The sequence below is a fragment of the Acinetobacter pittii genome, assembly GCF_034064985.1.
In the GTDB taxonomy this organism is placed as follows: Bacteria; Pseudomonadota; Gammaproteobacteria; order Pseudomonadales; family Moraxellaceae; genus Acinetobacter; species Acinetobacter pittii_H.
The window spans coordinates 3,259,551-3,284,895 of sequence record NZ_CP139249.1 but is presented as its reverse complement, the minus strand read 5'-3'; the positions used below and the strand labels follow the sequence as shown (position 1 = coordinate 3,284,895).

Annotated in this window: 26 protein-coding genes and 1 pseudogene; 15 read left to right on the top strand and 12 right to left on the bottom strand. The window is 38.2% G+C overall.

The window, feature by feature from the left end:
* Positions 1–53: 53 nt before the first annotated feature.
* On the bottom strand, positions 54–176 hold the full coding sequence (locus SOI76_RS15760) for a hypothetical protein (RefSeq protein ID WP_104080379.1): 123 nt from the start codon (positions 174–176) through the stop codon (positions 54–56).
* A gap of 96 nt (positions 177–272) precedes the next feature.
* Here SOI76_RS15760 and SOI76_RS15755 point away from each other — a divergent pair, with 96 nt between their 5' ends.
* Positions 273–1,184, top strand: coding sequence for a LysR family transcriptional regulator (locus SOI76_RS15755; protein ID WP_104080380.1), 912 nt, complete (start codon positions 273–275; stop codon positions 1,182–1,184).
* Here SOI76_RS15755 and SOI76_RS15750 read toward each other — a convergent pair.
* Positions 1,181–1,693 (bottom strand): hypothetical protein, encoded by a 513-nt coding sequence (locus SOI76_RS15750; RefSeq protein ID WP_104080381.1) that lies wholly within the window; start codon positions 1,691–1,693, stop codon positions 1,181–1,183. The two genes, SOI76_RS15755 and SOI76_RS15750, sit on opposite strands and share 4 nt — an antisense overlap.
* Positions 1,694–2,026: 333 nt before the next feature.
* Positions 2,027–3,043, bottom strand: coding sequence for a tRNA dihydrouridine(20/20a) synthase DusA (gene dusA, locus SOI76_RS15745; RefSeq protein WP_414017393.1), 1,017 nt, complete (start codon positions 3,041–3,043; stop codon positions 2,027–2,029).
* Between the two features lie 134 nt (positions 3,044–3,177).
* On the opposite strand from dusA, the gene SOI76_RS15740 reads away from it, so the two are divergent.
* Positions 3,178–4,326 carry a tyrosine-type recombinase/integrase gene (locus SOI76_RS15740; RefSeq protein WP_000534873.1) on the top strand — a complete coding sequence of 383 codons (1,149 nt, stop codon included), beginning with the start codon at positions 3,178–3,180 and terminating at the stop codon, positions 4,324–4,326.
* Here SOI76_RS15740 and SOI76_RS15735 read toward each other — a convergent pair.
* The 5 genes from SOI76_RS15735 to SOI76_RS15715 all read right to left on the bottom strand — a co-directional run bounded on the left by SOI76_RS15735 (position 4,310) and on the right by SOI76_RS15715 (position 9,234).
* Complete coding sequence (locus SOI76_RS15735) at positions 4,310–4,582, bottom strand: pyocin activator PrtN family protein (protein WP_000500676.1); 273 nt, start codon at positions 4,580–4,582, stop codon at positions 4,310–4,312. The genes SOI76_RS15740 and SOI76_RS15735 overlap by 17 nt on opposite strands.
* Before the next feature lie 18 nt (positions 4,583–4,600).
* Positions 4,601–5,581, bottom strand: coding sequence for a hypothetical protein (locus SOI76_RS15730; RefSeq protein WP_000170392.1), 981 nt, complete (start codon positions 5,579–5,581; stop codon positions 4,601–4,603).
* A gap of 1 nt (position 5,582) precedes the next feature.
* Positions 5,583–6,818 (bottom strand): inovirus-type Gp2 protein, encoded by a 1,236-nt coding sequence (locus SOI76_RS15725; protein ID WP_000834699.1) that lies wholly within the window; start codon positions 6,816–6,818, stop codon positions 5,583–5,585.
* Between the two features lie 726 nt (positions 6,819–7,544).
* Entirely contained in the window at positions 7,545–8,657 is a 1,113-nt protein-coding gene (locus tag SOI76_RS15720; protein WP_002055171.1) for a hypothetical protein, read from the bottom strand.
* Between the two features lie 361 nt (positions 8,658–9,018).
* On the bottom strand, positions 9,019–9,234 hold the full coding sequence (locus SOI76_RS15715) for a hypothetical protein (RefSeq protein ID WP_104080382.1): 216 nt from the start codon (positions 9,232–9,234) through the stop codon (positions 9,019–9,021).
* A gap of 534 nt (positions 9,235–9,768) precedes the next feature.
* Between SOI76_RS15715 and SOI76_RS15710 the strand changes: the two genes are divergently transcribed.
* From SOI76_RS15710 to SOI76_RS15680, 7 genes are all read left to right on the top strand, one after another.
* Positions 9,769–10,029, top strand: a complete 261-nt coding sequence (locus SOI76_RS15710) for a hypothetical protein (RefSeq protein ID WP_000790978.1) — start codon at positions 9,769–9,771, stop codon at positions 10,027–10,029.
* A gap of 104 nt (positions 10,030–10,133) precedes the next feature.
* Positions 10,134–10,283, top strand: coding sequence for a hypothetical protein (locus SOI76_RS15705; protein ID WP_002056795.1), 150 nt, complete (start codon positions 10,134–10,136; stop codon positions 10,281–10,283).
* Between the two features lie 14 nt (positions 10,284–10,297).
* Entirely contained in the window at positions 10,298–11,365 is a 1,068-nt protein-coding gene (locus SOI76_RS15700; RefSeq protein WP_019767983.1) for a J domain-containing protein, read from the top strand.
* A gap of 81 nt (positions 11,366–11,446) precedes the next feature.
* Complete coding sequence (locus SOI76_RS15695; protein ID WP_031945661.1) at positions 11,447–12,145, top strand: hypothetical protein; 699 nt, start codon at positions 11,447–11,449, stop codon at positions 12,143–12,145.
* Positions 12,146–12,205: 60 nt separating this feature from the next.
* Entirely contained in the window at positions 12,206–12,535 is a 330-nt protein-coding gene (locus SOI76_RS15690; RefSeq protein WP_001009292.1) for a hypothetical protein, read from the top strand.
* Between the two features lie 91 nt (positions 12,536–12,626).
* Complete coding sequence (locus tag SOI76_RS15685; protein ID WP_075400723.1) at positions 12,627–12,920, top strand: hypothetical protein; 294 nt, start codon at positions 12,627–12,629, stop codon at positions 12,918–12,920.
* A gap of 55 nt (positions 12,921–12,975) precedes the next feature.
* Positions 12,976–14,025 carry a DUF932 domain-containing protein gene (locus SOI76_RS15680; protein ID WP_000951141.1) on the top strand — a complete coding sequence of 350 codons (1,050 nt, stop codon included), beginning with the start codon at positions 12,976–12,978 and terminating at the stop codon, positions 14,023–14,025.
* Between the two features lie 264 nt (positions 14,026–14,289).
* Here the strand turns inward: SOI76_RS15680 and SOI76_RS15675 are convergent, their stop codons facing one another.
* A complete protein-coding gene (locus tag SOI76_RS15675) occupies positions 14,290–15,171 on the bottom strand; it encodes a copper resistance D family protein (protein WP_001067741.1) in 882 nt (293 codons plus the stop codon).
* Between the two features lie 65 nt (positions 15,172–15,236).
* The gene (locus tag SOI76_RS15670; protein WP_000689220.1) at positions 15,237–15,617 is read right to left on the bottom strand and encodes a copper resistance protein CopC; all 381 of its coding nucleotides are present in this window, start codon (positions 15,615–15,617) and stop codon (positions 15,237–15,239) included.
* Between the two features lie 282 nt (positions 15,618–15,899).
* On the opposite strand from SOI76_RS15670, the gene SOI76_RS15665 reads away from it, so the two are divergent.
* The gene (locus SOI76_RS15665) at positions 15,900–18,239 is read left to right on the top strand and encodes a heavy metal translocating P-type ATPase (RefSeq protein ID WP_104080383.1); all 2,340 of its coding nucleotides are present in this window, start codon (positions 15,900–15,902) and stop codon (positions 18,237–18,239) included.
* A 77-nt stretch (positions 18,240–18,316) separates the two neighbouring features.
* Here the strand turns inward: SOI76_RS15665 and SOI76_RS15660 are convergent, their stop codons facing one another.
* Both SOI76_RS15660 and SOI76_RS15655 read right to left on the bottom strand, forming a co-directional pair.
* A complete protein-coding gene (locus SOI76_RS15660; RefSeq protein WP_000149045.1) occupies positions 18,317–19,693 on the bottom strand; it encodes a heavy metal sensor histidine kinase in 1,377 nt (458 codons plus the stop codon).
* Positions 19,683–20,366, bottom strand: a complete 684-nt coding sequence (locus tag SOI76_RS15655; RefSeq protein ID WP_001221580.1) for a heavy metal response regulator transcription factor — start codon at positions 20,364–20,366, stop codon at positions 19,683–19,685. Before SOI76_RS15655 ends, SOI76_RS15660 begins: the two co-directional genes overlap by 11 nt.
* A 149-nt stretch (positions 20,367–20,515) precedes the next feature.
* On the opposite strand from SOI76_RS15655, the gene SOI76_RS15650 reads away from it, so the two are divergent.
* From SOI76_RS15650 to SOI76_RS15630, 5 genes and pseudogenes are all read left to right on the top strand, one after another.
* Complete coding sequence (locus SOI76_RS15650) at positions 20,516–20,833, top strand: hypothetical protein (RefSeq protein WP_000853610.1); 318 nt, start codon at positions 20,516–20,518, stop codon at positions 20,831–20,833.
* 82 nt (positions 20,834–20,915) lie between these two features.
* Positions 20,916–22,793 (top strand): copper resistance system multicopper oxidase, encoded by a 1,878-nt coding sequence (locus SOI76_RS15645; protein WP_050560511.1) that lies wholly within the window; start codon positions 20,916–20,918, stop codon positions 22,791–22,793.
* Positions 22,780–23,709, top strand: a complete 930-nt coding sequence (locus SOI76_RS15640; RefSeq protein ID WP_001260879.1) for a copper resistance protein B — start codon at positions 22,780–22,782, stop codon at positions 23,707–23,709. The genes SOI76_RS15645 and SOI76_RS15640 overlap by 14 nt, the downstream gene beginning before the upstream one ends.
* Positions 23,710–23,821: 112 nt before the next feature.
* Positions 23,822–24,052, top strand: a pseudogene (locus SOI76_RS15635) (hypothetical protein); the annotation flags it as partial.
* Positions 24,053–24,126: 74 nt separating this feature from the next.
* Positions 24,127–25,335, top strand: coding sequence for an IS256-like element ISAba26 family transposase (locus SOI76_RS15630; protein WP_104080766.1), 1,209 nt, complete (start codon positions 24,127–24,129; stop codon positions 25,333–25,335).
* Positions 25,336–25,345 lie beyond the last annotated feature (10 nt).

Sequence of the window (25,345 nt, the reverse complement as noted above, 5' to 3'; positions counted from 1 at the left end):
AAAAGGCATGTGCTTATGTGAGTGCATGCCTTTTTATTTTTGAGAGAAACTATTTAATCATACAGCTCTATGTTGTCTTGCTGGGGTTGTGTGGGTAACTGCTGATCATAAAATTTAAAGCACCATAAAATTAGAAAAACAACGGTGAAAATGACAAACCCTTTTAAATACTTCATGAATAATTCAATCAAGTGAATGGTCTTGATAAAATTCTAGCTAAGGCTATCTATCTAATCTAATATAGAAAATAGACCTAATGATCTAATTTTGAGATGGTTATGCTCACATTAAAACAATTTCAATATTTTATAAAAATTGTTGAAGAAGGGAGCTTTACCGCTGCTTCAGAGAAACTATTTATTGCTCAGTCTGCTTTAAGTCGGCAAATGAAGCTATTAGAGGAAGAAATTGATTTTCAGTTATTTGATCGTACTGATAAGAAAGTAAAACTCACGGCGGCAGGAGAAGTCTTCTATAAAAAAATAAAAGATAATATGCATTATTTAAATGAGATCATTGGAGTTTCTAAGAATATTGCAGAAGGAAAAAATCGCCAGATTAAAATTGCTCACTCGAGCAGTATTGTTCTGGATGATAAAAAGGTTCAAATATTAAAAGAAATGAGTTTAAAGCAAAAAATTAACTTTGAGATAAACACGTTGTCATCTGAGCATCAAGTTTTGGCTTTACTGAATGGGGAGATTGATATTGGTTTAATTAGACCGCCAGTTCGGCATACACTAGATGACGTCAATGTTATTAAATTATATGAAGAACCTTTAATGATGGCCGTGCACATTGATCATGCTAAATTTGCAAATAAAGAGAAGGTCGAAGTCAAAGATTTAAAAGAAGAATACTTTGTTTCTACACCCCATTCTAAAAGAGGTGGATTAAGCTATTTGGTCTCAAATCTATGTTTAGTCGCAGGATTTACCCCACAAAAAGCTCCAATCCAGTCGCGTAAGATTTCACAGTTACAACTTGTGGCAGCAAATATTGGTGTAAGTATTGTGCCTAAAGAATTTCAGCAGATCTTGCCTGCTCAGGTAAAACTATTGCCTTTAACCGATCAGCTATCACTTTCGGAAGTAGTTTTGGTCTATAGAAAAGATCATGATGAAATAATTCAGCATTGTGCCGAACGCATCCATCAAGTTTTTCAACTTGAGGAAATTGATTAGGCAGCTAATCTATAGTAAGTATAAGTAACGTTATCTTCTTTATAAACGTCATAACTACTTTGTTTGAAGTCAGAGACCCATTCACTTCCTGTATATCCTGCGATGTGTCCATAAACGTGGTTGCGGGTTCTGTGAATGATGTAAATGTCACCTTCTTGAGGTTCATCAAAGGCTGGATCAATTTGTTTATAGCCAATCTTTTTGAGAGTATCGCCCCAATCTGAAGCTGCGATTGGATGGTTTTCAACATTAGCACCAGCAGATTCGAGTGCAAGACGGATACTACGTGCGCATCTAGCTTTACTGCGTCTAGAAGTAACGCTTTCTAATTTTTCTACAAACTTTTCTACATCGATGGGTGGGTTGGTTGAAGTTTGAGTTTGATGATTATTGGGTTTCATGGTGAAAGGATAAGGGAGGCTTGGTGTGCTGTGCGATACAACAATGGCTGCCTGATTTGAATCCTGATACATGTAATTATCAGCTACTTGTCCGTCATAAATAATCATCGTGAAATCTCTACCGTGCTACCCATGTCCATATTAAAAAATCACCACCTACCTGTGGCGTTCAGAGATACTAATAGGCGTATCTTAAAAGTTTTGTGTATGTTATGTAATAACGTATCTTTTTTCCAGAGGTGCCTGCTTTGGAGCGAAAATATACTTATCAAAAGAGGTGGTCAAAAATTGTGAAATTTAAATTATTGATATCATTATAAATAAATAACTAATCAGAGCTTAAATTTGAATATTTTTTCCAACATTTGCGAATATACTCAAAATCTAAGTCTCTGATTTAAAATGCCACATTTTCTTACAATTTAAGAAATCGTCGCCAACTTAAACCTGCTGCTCTTTTACATACTCTTCAGTGCGAATCATAGCTGCTCGCATGTTCTGAATTGCATTTTCAACATCGGCTAAAGTTTTTGCGTTTCCGCCACTTAGCGCCTGACGCCATTTACGAGCACCCGGTAAGTTTTGGAATAAACCTAAAATATGACGTGTAATGATTGAAAGGGGAGCACCTTCAGCCATGCGTTGCTCAATATAAGGCAGCATTTGTTCCATAATATCGAATCGATCTGGTGCTTCTAAATTCCAAAGTTGGCCGAGCTCAGCAAGTAGGTAAGGGTTATGGTAGGCTTCACGGCCAATCATGACACCATCAACATGTTGTAAATGAGCTTGAGTTTCGGCAAAAGTTTTAATTCCGCCGTTAATTTCAATGGTTAGGTGCGGACGTTCTTGCTTTAAGCGGTATACATCTTCGTAGCGTAAAGGAGGAACTTCTCGATTTTCTTTTGGAGACAAACCTTTCAAAATAGCAATACGGGCATGCACAACGAAATAAGTACAACCTGTTGCAGCGACAGTATCTACGAAATGTAGCATTTCTTCGTAAGACTGCATGTCATCAATACCAATACGATGTTTTACCGTTACTGGAATCTTTACTGCCTTTTGCATGGTATGAATGCATTCAGCAACCAAGTCTGGCTCTGCCATTAAACACGCGCCGATTTTATTGTTCTGTACGCGGTCACTTGGGCAGCCTACATTCAGGTTGACTTCGTCGTAGCCCCAGTCTTCAGCCATTTTTGTGCAGGTAGCAAGCTCTTGCGGATTTGAGCCACCAAGTTGTAATACGATAGGGTGTTCTTGAGCGTTATAGTCCAAATGGCGTTTTGCATCGCCAAATAGGATTGCACCCGTAGTCACCATTTCTGTATAAAGCACAACGTTCGGGTTAAACAACCGTGCAAAGAATCGGTAATCCTTCGTTGTCCAGTCCATCATTGGGGCTACACTGATTCTTGGAGATTTAATAGTTTCAATGGTTTTGTTAATAGTCATTAAAAATCATACCTTTAATCAGTGTTTTGCAACCTGTTTGAATCTGTGGGAACTCATGTTTAGCTGCGTTAATCGGTTTGCATTTACACCAGAATTTACACCATAATGAAAAAAATGGTTCATGGTGTAAAATTATGGGGTCAATTACTGCCAGAAAAAGTGCAGATGGAAGTGTTAGTTACCGAGCTGCTATCCGGATCAACAAAAAAGGTTATCCTGCTTATTCTGAAAGCAAAACATTTTATTCAAAAAAAGTGGCAGAAAACTGGCTTAAAAAAAGAGAAGTTGAGATTCAAGAAAATCCAGACATTTTACTTGGCAAAGAACAACTGATTGATCTAACTTTGTCAGATGCCATAGATAAATATTTGGATGAAGTTGGGAGCGAGTACGGCAGGACGAAACGCTATTCTCTACTCTTAATTAAGAAGTTGCCAATTGCGCGCAATATTATCACAAAAATACATTCGATACATTTGGCTGAGCATGTGGCTCTAAGACGAAGAGGCGTGCCTAATCTTGGTTTAGAACCTATTGCAACAAGTACACAGCAGCATGAGCTTTTACATATTAGAGGTGTTCTATCTCATGCATCTGTTATGTGGGGTATGGAAGTTGATTTAAGTAACTTCGATAAAGCTACAGCACAGCTTAGAAAAACTCGTCAAATCTCGTCTAGTAAAGTGAGAGATAGGCTTCCTACAAAGGAAGAGTTAATTGCTTTAACAAAACTTTTTGCTGAGCGTTGGAAGTTAAATAAATACGGTACTAAGTATCCAATGCATTTAATTATTTGGTTCGCAATTTTTTCATGTAGACGTGAAGCAGAGTTAACACGCTTATGGCTGCAAGATTATGATTCTTACAACTCTTCATGGAAAGTTCATGATTTGAAAAATCCGAACGGTTCTAAAGGTAATCACAAGTCTTTTGATGTGTTGGAACCTTGTAAAACAATAATTGAACTTTTATTAGATAATGAAGTGCGGAGTCGTATGCTTCGATTAGGATATGATGAACAACTCTTATTACCTTTGAATCCCAAAAGCATAGGAAAAGAGTTTCGCGAAGCATGTAAAATATTGGGAATAGAGGATTTACATTTTCATGATTTGAGACATGAAGGTTGTACGAGACTTGCAGAACAAAGTTTTACTATTCCTGAAATTCAGAAAGTAAGTTTGCATGATTCTTGGGGGAGCTTACAGCGGTATGTTTCTGTGAAGTCAAGGCGAAATGTAATTCAATTGGAAGAGGTGCTACGCCTCATTGATGAAACGTAGCAAAGTCTTTAGCAGCTTCAGAATACTTCTTATCTAAGATATCAGCCAAGTCTTTAACGTGCACCAGAAATGGTGCGCGTTTGCTTGAATCTATTTTAAAGACAGAGAAAGGAAACTCTTGATTATTTGCCTTTCTCAGCGCCTCTGCCTTGCTTAAGTGAGGATAGTAGTCTTGTACTATGCTCATTAATTCGACAGTCATAGAGCGATATTTCATAAATAGGTAATCAGCGGTGTTTAACTGGAATGCACCCATTGTGAAATAGCCTCTTAACTAGTTAGTTTTAAACTTTGAATACAACACATCAAAATTGGACTGTGTATCCCAAATTCGAAGGACTGCATCACTGCCTATCAGGTACGTTTTGAGCAGCTTAATAAGATCTTTGCACCTTGGATCACTTTTAAAAAAATGATTAGTTTGCATAAACCCGTTTAATGGCATAGATACAGGATATGCTTTGCAATTAAATAGGCCTTCCAGATTACCTCGTAAGGCAATGAAAGCATTTTCATCAGAAGAACCAACAGGATCATCTATGAACTGGCGTTCCAGTAAAAACACCAGCCTAAGTGCTAATTGTCCTTGGGGTGTAAGTTCCCATTTCGAAAATACGGCAATAATTTCATTATTTCCACCTTCATTAAGGAAAATGGCGATCATCTCTTTTTTCTGCTGATCTAAATATTGTTGTTTCGAATACATTGGAGTATTCGCTGAAAGCGTAAATAGCATTGGCAAATATAGCTCATGTGTTTCGAAGCCTGCGTAGTCTCTGAATAGAACCTTCATTGTCGAATCAAATAACTCTTCAGCACGACTTTGTTCTGTATTCCAAGCTGTTAAATCCTCACTAAACTGCCTAGTGTTGAGCATATATTGGTAGCCCGTAATTTGATTAGAAAAATACTGATCGTGGCAGTAAATCCCCCCATTAAGCATAGGCCCCATATGTTTAATAAACTGAATAAACAATTCGTTCTCTGGCTTTAGTCGAACAGATAACATCCCATTAGTGACAGGGGAGCCTGTCACTAATGGATATGCTGATCTAATCAACTCAACAGGTTTACTGAGAGATAATGCCTGATTACTATTTTGAGAATTTTGTTTTGCAAACATGCTCGTAGTTTTTGATCTCCCAAGAGCTTTTGCTGACTTCTCAGAACCAATCAGATCGTAAGCCCAAATAGGTTGAATGCTGCATGACGAATGTGTAGCTGCAAGTAAAGCATCTGATGCGTACTTAGTCATGTTACTGTCCTCCTACTTGAGCATCATCTGATTGATCAGAGTCTAGAAGGTTAAGTTGTTCGAACTTACGTGGGCGTCCAAGTTTAGTATCAGGTACTTTGGGTATTTGGCTTGTTCGGAAGCTCCGAATTTGTTCTCCATTAGTAAAGGCGAAGTACTGATCATTTTTGCATATGTAGTCAAACGTAGCCTTGAGATTTTTAAGCATTTCATGGTCGGTATACTCCAAAATGCCTAAGGCACGATAGCGGTACTCATCTTTCTTCATATTGCAGATAAAAGCAGTCCCAAGATTGTTTGTAGCAACCTTCCATTTCTCAGCAATATATTGTCCCCACGTGATGTCCTCACGATGGTCATTGGCATTGAAGAAGTAATAAAGATGTCCATGAAATCCCTTAGTCGGGGTGTGTTCAATACGCAGGATATACCCGAGCGCATGCTTAAGCTGATTATGCTTAGATGCATCATAGAACCGAATAAAAGACTCTTGTATAAACCCACTATCATGTTCAACCTGAGCAAAATTAGGTGAGATAGCAAGCTGTTGAAGCTTAGCTGGATCGCGTATTAATCCTAGGTCTACTCGAACAACAAGGATTCGAGAATGGATCTTGAGTAGCGTATCAACAAGCTGAACACAACGTTCTTTAGAACGGCGTCGATTACTAGCACGATTTGAAAGCTGTTTACGAATTGAGGTACTCTGTATTCTTACTGCAAACAACTTCTGAAATTTAATCAAAGCCCTAACATAAGCCTGAGCTTGTTCAGATGTGTAACACTGATTGATTAGAGCAAACTCATAAAGGGCATATTGTTCTTCCTTTGTTAGTTCTGAGAATGTGTCCTCAAAAGCTTGTAACTCAATGCCCATTTTATAATTGCCAGAGCGAGCAGACACAAAGATTGTTGTAAGCTGGCACTTAAGCGAAAGAGGAACATCCTTCGCATATTCAACACATAGTTGCTCTTTACCCTTAAAACTCTTAATAGGTGTAAGTATAGCGATAGGGCGCTGCTTCTGAAAAAACTTGATCAACTCAATACGACTGATCATTTTCTCAACTTCGTGGTTTATACTCGTCTTGAAAGTTTTAGTATTACCATTCTCTGTTGTCCACTCAAAAGTTGAAAAATCTTCTTTGAGCTGTTCTAGGAATGCATCTCTATCTGCACCTGAGAACTGTGCGATAGGTGGAAGAGAAGGTTTAGCTGTAGCGTTAAAAGATTTCATAATATACCTCAATACAAATAATTAATTACGTATCAGGCGTCATGAGGTAAAAGCTCTCCCTATGGACATCGTTTAGACATGTCCATTAGAGGTAGGCGTAGAGTGGGTATTGGCTAATCTATCTGGAGTGTATTCAAATCAATCTAATCCATAAGCAGTATTTGCTAAGGCATACTGCTTATGGCAATAAGTATCTATCAGAATAATTACATATATCTAATATTACTTATTAATTGTATTTAAGCCGAAAAGCCGATTGCCCTTTACTTCGAGAATGCTCTACCAAAAAATGACGGTAATACGAGAACTTTTTAAAGGTTGCGATGTCCCGCGTTACGCAGCATTTAAATGGCTTTGTGGAGTTATTTTTGGGTTGACCCACACCTGTAAATTGCTAAGCTTCCAATTGAATGTACTTATTAATTTGATGTGTTGCTGGCTTAGGTTTGAGTTGGTCATATTGGTTCCTTATGTAGCAAGTTTTGTATGCTTGATTGCATAAGGGGAATTCTAGAAAAAATTGACCACCCCAAAAAAAACTGCGAAGAATTTCTTTAAGCTACTGATATTTATATTTTTAAAAGCTTTAAAATATAGAAATTTCATTGTAATTATTACTCTTTTAAAAATTTATTAATTTTTTTTAAGAGCATGTCAGTGTAGAACTAACAGGCTCTAAATAAACTATGTGAGTGATCGGATTTTTATTGGGGTGAGAGGGGAATTCTAAAGTTTTCTACCTTTCTTTTCTATAAAAATGTTCAGCGCATTATATAGGCTTGGTTCGCTTTCCTTTAACCAAGATTTAGCTCCATTCAGTAATTTTAATCTTTGGTCGAAGTCTCTAATTTTACTTTTTTGAGTTTCTAAGTCAGAAATCTTTTTCTGATAAAATACTCTTATTTCCTTATAACGTTCGATAGGGCGACCTGCAAAAGAAGTTAGGGGTTGATCACGGTTCTGAGCTTGTATGATTACAGTTTTTTTACCATATTCTTCAATTTCTTTGACTTCAGCTGTAGATAGATCATTTCGAGCTGCAAAAAGAAAATATTCAGCTTCTTCTTTTTTTCGTAAACAATGTTCTATTTCAGCATTGTATTCTTGAGTGAGGTATTCTGGAATTTTTGAGATAGCTTGCTGCTCAATGGCTCCTAGAACCGTATCCATACTTGAGTAAGTTTTTTGATTACTGGTAATAAAACGTTGAACAAGTGAGAGGTAAGTTTTTTTTACCCTCTGGGATTTTTTATGGCTGTTTCGGGCTAATTGAGATTGTCTAATCTGTTTATAGATATCTTCTGGTAGCGTGTAGATATAGAAAGAACAATCATAATGTTTGGAGTAGAGACGAAATGCTTCTTCAAAATGTTTCTCAGCTTGTTGTGCTGTTTTTTTGAATATTCTGGTTTTAGTTGATACCAAGTTTTTGAATTTACGAATTTCAGTCGCGATTTCGCCATAGTGTCGGGCAAGTCGGTCCTCTTCGGGAATGTAGATGTAAATTTCCGATTTACCTCGAAGTAATGGTGGGGGTAATCTCCAAGTTTGTTTGCGTAGTTCAGATTGTTCCAGCGATTCATCTAATAAACCTTGGTCAAGCTGTTCATAAAACCACTTTCGGTCATTATCCGTCATTTCTTCACTGATAGGTTCCATTTGTTCGGGTAAATAAGCTTTGTAGTGTTCGGCATAGGCTGATGGCAAACCATAGGGAAATTTATGTCTTTTAATAATATGTTCTTCAAGTTGGTCAATTAAGCCAATAAGTTTTTTGATGTTACTCGTAGATGTGGTTTCTTGTTTAGCCTTAGCATTTTTTTTAGCTGAAGTTGCCATGTAATCAAGTTCACTTATTCATTTTAAAAGAAGTGCATATATTATAAGTCGTAACTACTTATAATTTAAAAATGATTTAGCTTAACTTGAGAGTGAATTATGAGCATTTGTAGAGGGGTGTTAGGTGTTAAACTGCACTCCATTTATGTACCGACTTATGATGATTCTGTACCGACTTGCGATGTTTTGGGTGAAAAGTAGTCAAAATCAAAATGTAGCTTAGAGTTATAATTGTTGGACTAAACTTGTAGTACTGTGAAGCATTCTACTGGATTATAAATTTATTATGGACTGAATCAAGTGCTAGAAAATCACTCATTATTGGTTAGTTAATAGTATGTCTTTGTATTACTAAAAGGTCTCAATAGCGTTTCATTAATTGCAATGCAAGATTGTAGGCTACGGTTGTAGAAATTGACTCTGCTATAAAGAACTCTTGGGGTGGGGTGAAGTTTAAAGCCTGCTTTCGATAACGCGTCTGCTTTCCTGTCTGTTTGTCTTTGAAAATAAACTCATCCTGAGCATGAGAATGTTCTTGTCCATACAGTGGACCACCAAGACACTTTAACCGAAACACTGAATCATCCTTAAATTTACCTAATGGTTAGTTTAAAGAATTAATCTAATGAAAAACAATAACAATCACTTTACAACTTAGTCGATAGATCATTGACACCTTAAATTTTGCACATTATCCTTTGCGTGCTGGCCTACATTGCCAGTTGGTTTTGACAGACCATTTCTCAGAGATATTAAAAGATCTTCTTTTAATGTCTAGCTTCTCGTTCCCTTCCGTAGCGGTAGGACGGAAGTGGGACACTTTCGAGTGTGCTGGCCTCTGAGACCAGTCTGTCAACCCACTTTCGTTCTGCCACCATAATTCTAAATTAATGCTTTGGCAGAACTCCCAATATAAGGAGTTGGCTATGCATATTCTTTTTACACCTTCCGACTAATTTTAATCGAGTTTGATGAACTTACTGTTTCTCAAGCTTTAGTTTTTTTCGTCTAAAAATTTAACTTTAAAAAATGTCATGTGAGCTACACCGTGGCAGGGCTTTGTATTACCTAAAAAAGCCTGACCTCCATGACCATGTCACTGGATATAACGATGAAAAATAAAATTTTGATGGGTGTGGTGGGTATCAGTTTTCTGATCTTGAATGGCTGTTCTTCCGATTTTGAAAAGGGCGTCAAACATGGCTGTTACAACATGGGTGGCAGTCGCAGCTATTGCTCTTGTGTCTATGACAAGGTCGAAGAACACTATGGACGTAAAGTCATGCGGCAAGTTGAGCGTATGAGCTACCTTCCTGCCGATCTGGACCGTGTGATGTACCAGTCTGGTGAGCAATGCGTAGACAAGTTTTAGTACCAGATATTTAAAGCCTTAAGCAAATCATTAAAGCACTCATTTCCTGTTGCCTGTTCGGGCAACGGGAAGGGCTTATGCAACTCAATTTAGGAGTTTTGATCATGAAACATCCATTTTTTACCTTCTATTTCACGATTGTCATTGGTTACTGGCTGTATTGCATTTGGGAATATCCGGGACATTACTCTGGCGCTTATTTACTAGGACGTGCTCTGGTCTGGCCGGTTATCTTTATACGTTGGTTCTTTTAGGGGGATTAAGAGTGATGAGCATATCGGATCGAATCCAGAAGAGTCAGTGGGTGCCCTTATTGCGATGTAGCGATAATATTTATTTTTCACCAGTCATTCCCAATAAAAAGTTGCAAGGTGCCATGACCTATCTCCCACATGGTGTAAGTCCCAATGATGTCTTGATGCTGATTGATGACACTGTATTTGGTAGTGCCAAGGCTGGAATGTGTCTCACGGCAAAGGGGCTTTTCTATAAAGAAAGCTTTGAAGATGAACAAGCTTATCCGTTTGAACACATCCAGCGAATAGAGGCTGATATTGGAATACTTACCAGTTCTATTTTGATCAATGGTCATGATGAACTGAACTTTAGTCAACTCGATAAAGGTGTGGTAAAAACTTTGGTGGCATTCCTAAATGAATGTTGTCAGGGCAAGCAAGCAACCAAGCAAACGAATGTAAATATTGATGCCGAGATGCAGATCATGATTGATCTGTTTGCTTACTTTATTACCTTTAGTGCGGGTCAGTGGAATAGCCGATCAAAAGCAGCGGTATCCGATCATTTTACTAAATTGAATGATAAGGGTGTGCATCAGTATGTTGAAAAACTACTGAATGAACAGACGCACTTCGATTATGACGACCTGTTGCATCGTCTGGCAGACCTGAAAGATAAGCTGGCCTATAACTTCCGTAGAGAGATGATTGAGCAACTGGTCTATGCAATGGCACTGGGACAAGTTGAGCAGAATCAGGCGGATCTCTTCATGACCCATTTATGTCGTGTATCCAATGTTTCTAAAGCCGTATTTCCGGATCTGGTCAAAATTATTTATCAATGTCTGGCTGATGAAGTGAATCAGTCTACTACTTCTACTTTCAACGGTGAACAACTTCAAGCGTGCAAACTTCTTGATATTCAGCCTAATTCACTGACTGAACAAACCTTGCAAATTGCTTACCGAAAAAAGATGGCTGAGTTCCATCCCGATAAATACCAGAACTTACCTGAATCTGTTCGTCAGTTGATTGAAAGTCAGGCACAGCAACTGAATGAAGCAAGAGCAGTATTAAAAAGCTATTTGGACAATAACTGAAAATAAAGAATTTTTACTTACATATTACCCCAGTGAAGGCAGCACTAAAGCGCCGTATATCCTCTATTTCAAGGTAATGATATGAATATGATAAAGAACAGCACTAACTCAACTAAAAAGATACCACCGTTATATTGGTTGTTAACTGTAGTCATGATGGCGGTGTTAATTGCAGGCGGTATTTTATTTAATCAACATCAAAAACGACAAACTGAACTTCAGTTAGCACAACTCGCTTTAGAACAATCTAAGGTACAAAATCAATCTGCCACAACACAAGCAGCATCGGAACCCGTTGAATCAGGTTTCACTGGAATTGAAAGTATGGTGGAAAACCCGGAATCAGAATCTGCTCATTCACAAGCTGAAGATGAGGTGGTTGCGGGGGCAATAGCCGCGGTTGATCAGGCAAAAGCACAAGATACAAGTCTAGGTAATCTCAGTTCAGAAGTTGATGGTGAGTACCATGAAGGGAAAACCTTAAGTTCCAATGCTTCTCGCTATGGATTAAAGCCAATCAAATCTGCTCCTAGTGATTTAAAGTCAGCCATCCCGAATATTGATCAAATGTTAGCTTCACACCTCATGAATGTATGGGGCCGCTCAAGTCCAGATCAGGTGAGTAAACGAGTTGAAGGATGGAGCCAGCAAGGTAATACCATGACCTATCGTACTGCATGGGACTCTGACCGTTACCAATGTACTTGGTATGTGGTGAGTTGGGATAAGAACAGCAATCAAGTCCTGAATGAAGGATACCAGCCATGTTTTGGTCACTAACTTAAATAGCCTTTTAGCATTTATTGAATGATTACTTTTATTTACATCAGAGAAAAGATTATGAACTTTATCAAACTTATCACTTGTGGCGTTTTAAGCCTTTCAATCAGTTCTATTGCCTTGGCTAAAACTGAGCAGGTTACACTTAAAGCCAATGTCTATTACGGCGAAGAATCAGTGGTATTTCCAACCACTAAAGGCGAAGTCATTTTAAATAGCTACGCCATACCAGCCAAAGTTGTTCCTCAAGTTAAACCTTTTAAGAAGGGGCAGTGTTTAGAAATTAAATCAAAACATGGTTTCTTTAAAGACACTGGAGATGGTCAATATATTGAAAGTATCCAACCATGTAGCAAGAAAGGTTTAGCGACTCCAAAAGTAACTCGTTAATCTGACATTCATCAAAACGACATAAATCTCAATCAAACCACAAGCATTTGCTTGTGGTTTTTTTTATGCCTTTTATTTAGAGGAAACGACTATGCATCAATGTCCTTACTGCCATTCGAGGCATCTGAAATTACTACGGCAGTCGGAGCAAACTCACCAAAGTGTATTTGCAAAGCTCTCATCATTCTCACCCATGTCTCTAGCAGCGGCCTGTATGCAATTGTCAAAGCGCAGTCCTATTCACCCACTAGTCGGTGGCTTTGTTGGGTTAGTTGTAGGGGGCATGTTTCTGCTCTACGTCCAGCATCAAGACAACACGGTGACCTTGCATTACCAGTGTGAGCAATGTCTGGAGCACTTTGAAATCAAGCAGTCGGGTTTTTAGTAACTCTCAATTTTACAGAATTCAAATTATTTAAATCATTTAAAGGAAATCAATCATGGCACATCAAGTGGAAAAAATGGCATTTGTAGGTCAAACCCCTTGGCATGGTTTAGGGAATCAATTGACCCGAAACCAACCTATAGAAGTATGGGCGGAACAAGCAGGTCTGGACTGGCGAATTGAATCATCCAATGTCAGCTATATGGCAAAAAATGAACGTGGACAAAGCATCATCATGCCGTATGAAGATCAGAGAGTCCTTTATCGTTCAGATACTCATGCGCCGTTATCGGTAGTGAGTCAGCGTTATCAGGAAGTCCAGCCCAAAGAGATTTTAGAATTTTACCGAGACCTAACAGAGCAATCAGGCTTTGAACTGGAAACAGCGGGGGTACTTAAAGGTGGGCGTAAGTTCTGGGCATTGGCAAGAACAGGGCAATCGGCAGCGTTGAAAAGTAAGGATGTCAGTAATGGCTACATTTTGTTGGCAACTGCATGTGATGGCACATTGGCAACCACGGCGCAATTTACCTCGATTCGTGTGGTATGTAATAACACTTTAGCTATTGCCTTACGTGGGCAGAATAGTAGTGCTGGTGTAGTTAAAGTTCCACACAGTACCAAGTTTGATGCTGAGAAGATCAAACAGCAATTGGGTATTTCAGTTCGTGCATGGGATGAACACATGTATGAAATGAAGCAACTCAGCCAACGCAAAGTCACTCAGCAGGAAGCAGCAGCTTACTTTGATGCTGTGTTCAATAACACGAATCTGAGTATTGCCGAACAGGATGATAGTATCATTCAGTTCTACCGTAATGTAGCTACGCCTAAACAGATCAACTCATCCAGAGCCGATAATAAAACTGAACCCAATGGGCGCGCCATGTCAAAAGTCATGACCATGTTTAACGGACATGGACGTGGGGCAGAGTTAGCCTCAGCCAAAGATACGGCTTATGGCTTGTTGTGCAGTATTACAGAATTTGCAGATCACGAGCGACGGGCGATTTCAACGGATCATCGGATGGATTCGGCATGGTTTGGAGCTGGGGCCAACCTTAAACAACGTGGATTGGAACAGGCATTAAGAATGGTTGTATAAGGTATGATTATTTATTTAAGTTCATTTATACATTAATTACAGAAAATCATGTAATTAATGTATAAAAACATAGGCAGATTATGGGGTAAGTAATTTTACCCCTATATTTTAAAAGATTTGAGACTCTATAGCCGTACACTACACTCTACTTACAATAGTAAAGCTTATGGAGTTAGAAAAAATATCAAGAATTGAACCAATAATGAAATCAAACAGAATCAGATAATTTTTTTCATTTTACTTTTTAAATTTCTATATACCTATTTAATCAATTCCCACTACAGTTGTAATATATCCAGTCGTTAAAAGGATCATTAAGCCTAATGATATTTCAAATAAAATGGCATAACCCAACTGTCCGGCAAATTTCGGGTCTTGTAAGCGAGGGGTAAAATACCATTTGTTAGAGGCAGCTAATAATAAAATGCTTAGAACAAATGCGATTTTAATAATAAAACCATGTCCATAAGGAGTATTTAGTAGAGTATTAAAATCTTTAATGAGTAACAGCGCAATACTGGCACCACAAGCGAGTAGTATTCCTACAACAAATGCTGCGATTCTTCCAAATAAATGCATGCGATCTTTTAATGGAAGACCAGTAATTTTTTTAGTTGTTCTCCATAAAGGGAAAAGTGATCCCATCCATAAGGACATTACAAGTACATGTATTGATAATAAGAATTGAGCTAATAAAGGTAAATTCGTAACATGGCCTAGTTGTGAAAAACTAAAAACTATGGGGATGAGCAGGATGGTAAAAATTGTCCCTTCTACTTTGGAAATCTGGATAGTCCCTTTACTAAGCTTTACGAGCATAAATAACAGTAAAAATGCGAAGCTGACTGAACGGATGATATGGATATGCCCAGTAGGTGTATTTACTAAGATATTAATGTAGTTACTGTCCCACATCCCAGAAAGACCTGTATTGGCAAAACTTCCTATAAGAACGAAGAAACCTAAAGTACTTGAAATAAAGCCTAATCCGGCACCAATAGTAATGTACTTTAGGAGAATTTCCTTGATTTCTACATAGCGTCCCAGTAGAAAATAGCTAAAGGCGCCCCCAACGACAAAGGCTATTCCTAAATATAAAATGACTTTAATCAGCCACGTTGCATATATCCAAGTTTCAGGATTCATATTTATCCCCCGCGATAGCAATATGCCAGCAAGCTGCTGGCATATAGACTACTGGTGTTTTATGGTTATTTCGCTGATTTAATGGTGAAGCTATATTCACCATTCATGTTATGACCATCAGCACCCATTGTGGTCCAAACCACTGTGTACTTGCCTTTCTTAAGTTTAGGTACTGCGACTTCAAATGATTTTTTTAAATCATGAGTTACCTGGTAATTTAAAGGGATGTCTTTACGTTGAGCGTCAAGTAATTTGACATTCATTAACATGACTTCATCACCAAAATTCAAAGTTATATTTTTGGGCTGGCTTGCTACAGATGCATTAATAGCCGGAGTAGCACTTTCAAGTTTGACATGAGCAAATGCGCTTGAAGCAGCTACAACCATAGTCGCACCTACTAGTACATTACGTAGAGCAGACACTTTATTTTGGAAAATTTTCATTTCATCACCTTTTTAAAATTAGTACTTGCTAAGTAATGACCCAGTGAAATTCCTAAATTGATAGAGTTGGTCATCACTCTTTGTATGCCTATTATTCAAGAAAGAGAGAAACGTCTTGATGACTCCAAAATTACATTTTTGTCATTTTTAGAATTGAAAACTCACAAGTGCTAAACTGACTTTATCAAGAAAAATGTTCATTAAATATCCAAATAACCGGAAATTTATTTCTGTCCGAAGCTAATTGTTTTTTTTTAAATTAAATATGAAGGAGGTTTATATATGAACCATCATCATGAAAAGAAAAGTATAAATGAAGCACTTAAGGATCCTGTCTGTGGCATGGCTGTAACAGAAGAATCTAAATTTCATGAACAAGTTGGTATTAAGACTTTTTACTTTTGTAGTGAAAAATGTCAGATAAAATTTAAGCATGATCCTGCTTTGTATATTGCTAAAGAAAATGAATCTGCTTCCGCAAATGCCTCTCTAAATAAGATGGATACACACTCAGATAGTGTAAATACCTTATCAATTTATACTTGCCCAATGCATCCAGAGATCCGGCAAAATCATCCCGGTAACTGCCCCATATGCGGTATGTCACTAGAACCATTACTACCCAATCTAGATGAAGCTGATGATAATTCTGAACTTAAAGATTTTAAAAGAAGATTTTGGTACACCTTACCGTTGACCCTAATTGTAGTATTTTTGGCGATGTTTGGTCATCAACTGAATTGGTTTGAAATGAAGGTGCAAAGCTGGATTGAACTTGTCCTTACTTTACCAATCGTTTTTTGGGCAGGTTGGCCATTTTTTGTAAGATGTTGGCAATCAATTTTAAATCGTAGTCCGAATATGTGGACTTTAATCGGAATTGGGACTGGGGCTGCATTTATATATAGTCTCGTTGGGACTTTGGCCCCACAAGTATTTCCAGATTCTTTTGTTTCTATGGGGCGTGTCGCTGTGTATTTTGAAGCTACAGCCGCCATTATTTCATTGACCTTATTAGGTCAAGTACTTGAATTAAAAGCTCGGTCACAGACTTCGGAAGCAATTAAGTCTTTACTTGGGCTGGCTCCAAAGACTGCAAGAAAAATTAACGAAGATGGCCGAGAGGAAGATATCCCACTTTCCCATGTACATGTTGGAGATTTACTGAGAGTGCGGCCAGGTGAAAAAGTACCTGTTGATGGAGTAATTACAGAAGGTTCAAGTTCTATTGATGAGTCGATGTTAACGGGGGAGCCAGTTCCGGTAACAAAACGTATAGGTGACCAAGTCATTGGTGCGACAATGAATATGAACGGTTCATTAGTGATGCGCTCGGAAAAGGTCGGCTCTTCAACAGTACTTTCACAGATAGTTCAAATGGTGGCACAGGCTCAGCGTTCTAAAGCCCCTATGCAAAGAATGGCAGATCAGGTAGCCGGTTGGTTTGTGCTGGTGGTGATCGGTATATCTATCCTTACTTTTTTTGGTTGGGGAATATTTGGACCAGAACCAAGTTGGGTATATGGACTAATCAATGCTGTCGCAGTTTTAATTATTGCTTGCCCGTGTGCTTTAGGATTGGCTACACCCATGTCAATCATGGTCGCAACAGGTTGTGGTGCATCCAATGGCGTACTCTTCCGTGATGCCGCAGCAATAGAAAATTTACGTAAGATAGATACATTAATTATTGATAAAACAGGCACCTTAACAGAAGGTCACCCCTCGTTTGATAAGGTCATTGCTTTATCCGGATATGAAGGGAATGAAGTTCTCAGACTAGCTGCGAGCTTGGATCAAGGTAGTGAACATCCCTTGGCGGATGCAATTGTACGGGCTGCCCGTGAAAGAAACCTTGTACTAACCACACCAACATCTTTCGAGTCAGGTTCCGGAATTGGTGTGAAGGGCGAGTTAGAGGGGCAACAATTAGCATTAGGCAATACCGCTCTAATGGAACAACTCGGCATATCAGTTGATACATATATCCCTCAAGCTGAGCAATTAAGAGCAGAAGGTGCGAGTGTTATGCATTTGGCTGTTGATGGGAAGCTCGTAGGATTATTGGCTGTTTCTGATCCAATCAAAGCCAGTACACCTGAGGCTGTGCATGCTCTGAAGAATTCTGGTTTAAGAATTATAATGGCCACAGGAGATGGTTTAACTACTGCAAAATCAGTTGGAGCTAGATTAGGCATTGATGAAGTTTATGGAGAAGTTAAACCGGCAGATAAACTGGAACTGGTTAATAAATTACAAAAAGAAGGAAGAATGGTTGCAATGGCAGGTGATGGCATCAATGATGCCCCAGCTTTAGCTCAAGCGGATATTGGTATTGCAATGGGAACAGGAACAGATGTGGCCATGAATAGTGCTCAAGTCACTTTAGTCAAAGGTGATTTACGGGGTATAGAGATCGCTCGTTCCCTGTCAGAGGCCACTATTAAAAATATGAGGCAAAACCTGATGTTTGCATTTCTTTATAATGCTTTAGGCATCCCTTTAGCTGCGGGTATTTTATATCCATTTACCGGTTGGCTACTTTCTCCTATGATCGCAGCTTTAGCAATGAGCCTAAGTTCAGCATCGGTTATTGGTAATGCTTTAAGGTTACGTAGTTAAGAAAGAATCATTGTCTGACTACTCATAACTTTTTAGATATAGAAATGAGTAGTCAGTTATTTTTTATTCACAAATATTTATCTTTTAAAAATTATTTGAAAAGCTATCCGACCGTTGTTATAGTCCGCTTGAATCGTTGCACCATGTACATCAAGAATTGACTTGGTAATTGCTAGACCTAAACCTGTGCCTTCCTCAACTCTTTGTCTGGACGCATCCGTACGGTAAAAACGGTCAAATAACCGATTCAGCTGCTCAGATGTTATTGGTGAGCTTTCATTTTCGATTGTAAATATAGTGGTATCAATATTTTGTCGGCAGTTAATCTTAATTACTGTATCAGGTTTGCCATATTTGATCGCATTTGATAGTAAATTACTCAGTGCACGACGTAACATTGAAGGATCGCCTTTTACATATCCTTGTCCACTTTGTTCTAGGGACATTCCCTTTTCAGCAGCGATAGCATCATAGAAGTCAAATAAAGCAGAAATTTCTTGTACCAGGTTGATCTGCTGCAGGTTTGGTAAGTGTAGGCCATGCTCTGCCTTTGCAAGAAATAACATATCTGAAACCATTCGAGCCAAACGTTCAAACTCTTCCAGATTAGAAAAGAGGACTTCCTGATAAGTATTAATATCCCGACTACGAGATAAACATACTTGAGTTTGAGTCATTAAATTATTAATTGGCGTTCTAATTTCATGGGCAAGATCAGATGAAAAATCTGAGAGTTTTTCTACAGCAGTTTCTAATCGATCTAGCATATCGTTAAAGGCTATGGCTAATGATTTTAGTTCAGTAGGAGTGTTATCGACTGCTAAACGTTCAGATAGATGCTGAGCTGAAATACCTTCTGCAACTTTTGCCATTTTCTGAACTGGACGTAAGCCCCTCCATGCGGCAAACCAACCTAAAAACATTAAACAAATTGTGCCCACCACTCCGATATATAACAATTGTCGTCTAAAGTCGTTTAAAAAATGTTGATGTTCGGAGGTATCGATTCCAACAATAATTTGAGCAGTTGGAACACTCATATTTTTATCAAACGACTTCTTATAAACTAAACCGCGGTATGTTTTATTTTGAATTTCCCACTCTATCCAAGGGATATGTTTGGACTTTACTAATGTTTTAGCCTTTATAACGGCAGGTGCTGAACTAAAAATGATTTGGCCAGTTGGGCGTTCAATCTGGACAATTAGGTCATGATGGCCAACTAAAGCATCTTTTAAATATATCTTTAGTTCATCGGTATTTTTCGGATTCTGTTCCAGTAAATTTTCTAAAAGCTGAATTTTCCCTTCTAGCTGAGTGCGGTCCTGAGTTTCAAAATGATGCATAACAAGCTGATGAATGACCAGCCCCATAATCATTAAGATAATAATGGTAGATAATGAGAAGATGAGAGCAATACGGAAACTGATCGCATTAAACAGTTTATGAGTCATCTTCTACCTCTAAGACATACCCCATTCCGCGGATGTTTTGAATCAACTTAGGACTAAAATTACTATCTATTTTATTTCTTAGACGTTTAATAGCGACTTCTACAACGTTTGTATCACTATCAAAATTCATATCCCATATTTGAGAAGCAATGAGAGCACGAGGCAGAATCTCTCCACGTCTACGCATGAATAATTCCATCAATGCGAACTCTTTAGCTGTAAGGTCAATTCTTTGTCCAGCACGTGTGACACGGCGTTTACGAAGATCAAGTTCAAGATCAGCAATAGTAATAATATTGCTATCTTCCTTTTGTTGACCGCGACGAAGTAAAGTTTTAATTCGGGCAAGAAGTTCTGCAAAAGCAAAAGGCTTAACGAGATAATCATCAGCTCCTAGTTCCAGGCCTTTAACTCTATCTTCAATTTGATCACGTGCTGAGAGAAAAAGGATAGGCATAGTTTTGCCACTTTTGCGAATATCATTAATGATATTCCAACCATCTAACTTCGGTAACATTACATCTAGTATAATTAGATCATATTCTTCAGAAAGAGCTTGATGTTTACCTGATAAGCCATCTGTAACCCAGTCTGTAATATATCCTGCCTCAGAAAGACCTTGCTTTAGATAATCACCAGTTTTTTGTTCATCTTCAACTAGTAAGATTCTCATTTATTAAGCCCCGTATCGCATATTAAGACCATAATAACGTTATAAATACAGGATGCGATGTAGATTACAAAAATGTCATTTTCAAGTCACATAGATGTCCGGTTCCAACCTATAAGTTAGTTATATAAAATTTATTTTTGGAGCAATCAATGAAAACTCTATTCCGTCGTAGCTTTACTGCTTTTATGTGTGTTGGGACTTTAATTGCTGGAAGCCAATCTTGGGCTGCGGATGCTCAACAGAAAAATACTGTAAGTACAGAAGTTAAAGTAAATTCAAAAGCACAAGAGAAATGCAAAAAGCCTTGTGATATGAAAGATGGCAAGGAAAATCAACAAAACCATAGTCAGCATGATCACAGCCAAATGTCTGATATGTCCCAAATGGATCATTCTAAAATGATGAACATGGATCATTCTCAAATGGGTGAGATGGACCATTCTAAAATGAATATGCCAAATAAATAATTAATACGCGAAATAAGATATTGAGGGAAAGTATTTTATCCACCTGCTTAGCCCTCAATTAACTATAGATAGGTGAAAATAAATGTCTAGAAAATTAAGTCATGTCCTTTTAATAGGAGTCGGATTGTTTTCGTCGACTTGGGTTATGGCAGCGGTTAAAGAATATGATTTAACAATTGCTGAACAGACGGTGAATATTACAGGAAAGCCTCTAAAACGAATTACTGTAAATGGTAAGTTTGTTGCACCTCTTCTTGAGTTTGAGGAAGGTGATGATGCCGTTATTCGCGTACACAACAAGTTGAAAAACCAAGATTCATCTATTCATTGGCATGGTTTAATTTTACCTGGCATTATGGATGGAGTACCTGGGTTCAACAAGTTTGATGGTATTGCACCAAATAAAACCTATGAATATAAATTCAAGGTTCGTCAGAATGGAACCTATTGGTATCACTCGCATAGTAAAGGCCAAGAGCAAGATGGCTTGTATGGTCCTCTAGTTATTTATCCCAAAAATAAAGTTCCTTTAACGGCTGGAGAAAAAGCTGATAGAGATTACGTAGTCTTACTCTCTGATTTTCACAATTCTACTAGTGGTCAGATTATGAGTAATCTCAAGAAAGAAGCTGATTATTACCAGAATCGAAGAGAAACGGTTTTTGATGTTTTCAGGCAGATTAAAAGAGATGGTTTAAAAGCAACATGGAAAGATCGTTCCATGTGGAATCAGATGCGAATGCTTAAGACAGATATGTCTGATGTAACAAACTATACGTTTTTAATGAATGGTAAGACTCCAGAACAAAATTGGACTGGAAATTTTAAAGCTGGAGAAAAAGTACGTCTTCGTTTTATCAATGCTTCTGCAATGTCTTTGTTCGATGTAAGAATTCCTAATCTGAAAATGACAGTAGTCAGCGCGGATGGACAACCAGTAAAACCCGTGCCAGTGGATGAGTTCCGGATAGGAACCGCTGAGACTTATGATGTTATTGTAGAACCGAAACAAGCAAGTTATCAGATTGAAGCTGAATCTATTGATCGAAGTGGTTTTTCTATCGGTACATTACATGATGAAAATACTTCACCTGTAAAAAATATAATGATGCCGACACCTCGTCCCCGTGCTTTACTGACGATGGAAGATATGGGAATGAACCATGACATGTCTTCGATGGAAGGTATGGGTCATGACATGTCTTCAATGAAAGGTATGGGTCACGACATGTCTTCAATGAAAGGTATGGATCATGACATGTCTTCAATGAAAGGTATGGATCATGACATGTCTTCGATGGAAGGTATGGGTCATGACATGTCTTCAATGAAAGGTATGGGTCACGACATGTCTTCAATGAAAGGTATGGGTCACGACATGTCTTCAAAAACAATGGGCTCTTCTGGATCAGATGAGGTGGTTTACGGATGGGCGAATGCCTCAACCCCAGCTGGACTAAAAGCACTTCAATATAGTGATCTACAATCTTTAACCCCTCAAAAAGATACTCGTGCTCCAGAACGTGAAATTGAAATCCGCTTAGGGGGAAATATGGAGCGCTATATTTGGACAATTAATGGTAAGAAGTTTAATGAAACTGAACCATTTAAAGTGAAATATGGTGAGCGTATACGCTTGAAATTTGTTAACGACAGTATGATGGCTCATCCAATGCATTTACACGGCATGTTTATGCAACTGGAAAATGGCCAAGATCCAAGTAATATGCCGAATAAACATACAGTAATTGTTCCACCAGGTAAAACAGTTACAACTTTATTAACTGCTGATGAGTTAGGTGAATGGGCCATCCATTGTCATTTGCTCTATCACATGTCTGCTGGAATGATGAATAAACTTATTGTGGCAAATGTCGATAGTAATAGTACATCTTCGAAAGATGTTGTTACTCAACCTAATACTAATGATAAGGGGGTAAATCAACATGCGCACCACTAAAAAAATATATTCTAAGACACTTTTATCTATAGCTTTAATTGGATTATCAGGTCTAGCTTTTGCAAATAATACTGATGTTCAACGCACGGATAATAGTACTAAATTCTGTCAGTCCGAGAGTATGAAAATGCTGTTAAAAGAGCCTGGTGGGCTAGGTTATGTTGACCGTAATACTTATCAAAATTCAACTTCTGGTAATGATGGAGATAACAATGCAGGTCTTGAAGTTGAAACATCTAATAGCCGAAATCATGATAAGCATCTGAAAGAACATGGTGGACAAGTTTTTCAAACGACTAAATTTGAGAATGAGTGGACTGTGGATGAAGATGGCAAAGGTACTTTAGGATCGAAAATTGAAACATTGATAGGCACAGATGAAAATCGCCTATTTATTGAAGCAAATTTGGATAAAGTAGAAAGTCATGATCCAAAATATGATGTGTCTGCACTTTATAGCCGTAATGTAGCACCCTTCTGGGATGTGCAGGCGGGGGTGAGATATAGTGAAGATAAAAATAACAGCAATAGTGATCGGGTTGATGGTGTTATTGGCGTATTGGGATTAGCTCCCTATTTCTTTGAAACCCAAGCTTATTTGTACGGTGGTGAGAATAATTTCTGGGGGGCAAGCTTAGAAGTCGAGCGTGATTTCTTGTTAACCCAGAAATTGATCACACAACCTTATCTCGAAGTAGATGCTGTGTTTAGCGATAATTCTAACTATGCTGCAAAATCAGGTTTATCTGAATTAAAGACAGGTATTAAAACCAGATATGAAGTTACTAAGAGAATCCGACCTTTTGTAGATATTGCTTATCAATATGAAAAAGGAAAAAAAGCGACTAATATGCAAGAAGCAACTGAGTCCGAAAAAGGATGGAGATATGGTGCAGGCATCGAATTGGGCTTTTAATGTACTATAACTTGGAATCATGAATGGTAGTTTTAGCTACTATTCATGAAATTGTTGCTATTGCCTTTCAATTCTGTAAAACTAAAAAAGCTTAAATTTTGGTCTTATCATTATGCAGTGGTTAAAGACATGCCTATCGCTGTTTTTATCGTTTGCTATCCTGTTAGTAGGATCGGCTGCTGCTGCTTCATCTGTACATAAGCGTTGTTTAATGCCATCTGAACAGATACAAACCATGCAAATGGAGCTGTCCGAAGTTCGGGGTATGATGCATACTGACTGTATGAAAACCGAGGTGAAGGTAAAAAAAGATGTACATGATCCATCATGTATGTCTGAGCAGGGACTGTTCTAAATTTTGTGTAAGTACTTAATTTTCATTTATCCTTCAGAGGATAATTACAAAAGGTACTTCACATGGATGAAGCAACAATCAAAAGTATGGCTGCCGAATTGGCTAAAGGTCTAAAAACACCAGAAGACTTAAACCAAATGACAGCAGTCTTTAAAAAATTCATGATTGAAACTGCACTCAATACTGAACTTTCAGACCATCTCGGTTATGAAAAGCATCAGCCCAAGAAAGGCTCAAATAGCCGTAATGGGTTTAGTTCTAAAACCATTACAACTCAAGATGGACAACTGGCTTTAGATATTCCCCGTGATCGAGAAGGTTCATTTGAGCCACAAATTATCAAAAAGCACCAAACACGCATCACCAGTATGGATGACCAAATCCTCTCACTGTATGCAAAAGGAATGACTAATAGGGAAATTGTAGCCTTCTTCAAAGAAATGTACGATGCCGATGTGTCAGCATCTCTCATCAGCAAAGTTACCGATGCTGTGATTGAGCAAGTGACTGAGTGGCAAAATAGAGCCTTAGATAGCCTTTATCCTGTTGTCTATCTTGACTGTATTGTTGTCAAAGTCCGTCAGCACTCCAATGTGATTAACAAGTCCGTATACCCTGCTTTAGGCATCAATATGGATGGGCAAAAAGAATTACTGGGTATGTGGATTGCTCAGACAGAAGGTGCCAAATTCTGGCTGTCAGTCATGACAGAGCTAAAAAATCGAGGAGTACAGGACATTCTTGTTGCCTGTGTAGATGGATTAAAAGGCTTCCCTGACGCGATAGCCTCTGTTTACCCTCATACTGATATTCAACTATGTATCGTGCATGTTGTACGCAATAGCCTGAGATTTGTAAGCTGGAAAGACTACAAAGCTGTTACGTCGGGTCTGAAAGCGATTTATCAGGCAAGTACAGAGGAAAATGCTTTAAAATCCCTAGACATCTTCTGTGATCAATGGAATCACCAGTATCCCAAAATTGGAGAATCCTGGCGGGCCAATTGGGAAAATATCCGAACGATCTTTAGCTATCCAGCCGAAATACGTCATGCTATTTATACAACAAATGCGATTGAGTCGTTGAATAGCGTAATACGCCATTCAACGAAGAAAAGGAAAATCTTTTCATCTGATGACTCAGTAAAGAAGGTCATTTACTTAGCAACATCAAATGCTGCGAAGAAATGGACGATGCCAATTCAAAATTGGCGTTTAGCAATGAATTGGTTTACGATTCAGTTCGATGATCGATTAAAAGATCATTTATAAAAAATGGAAC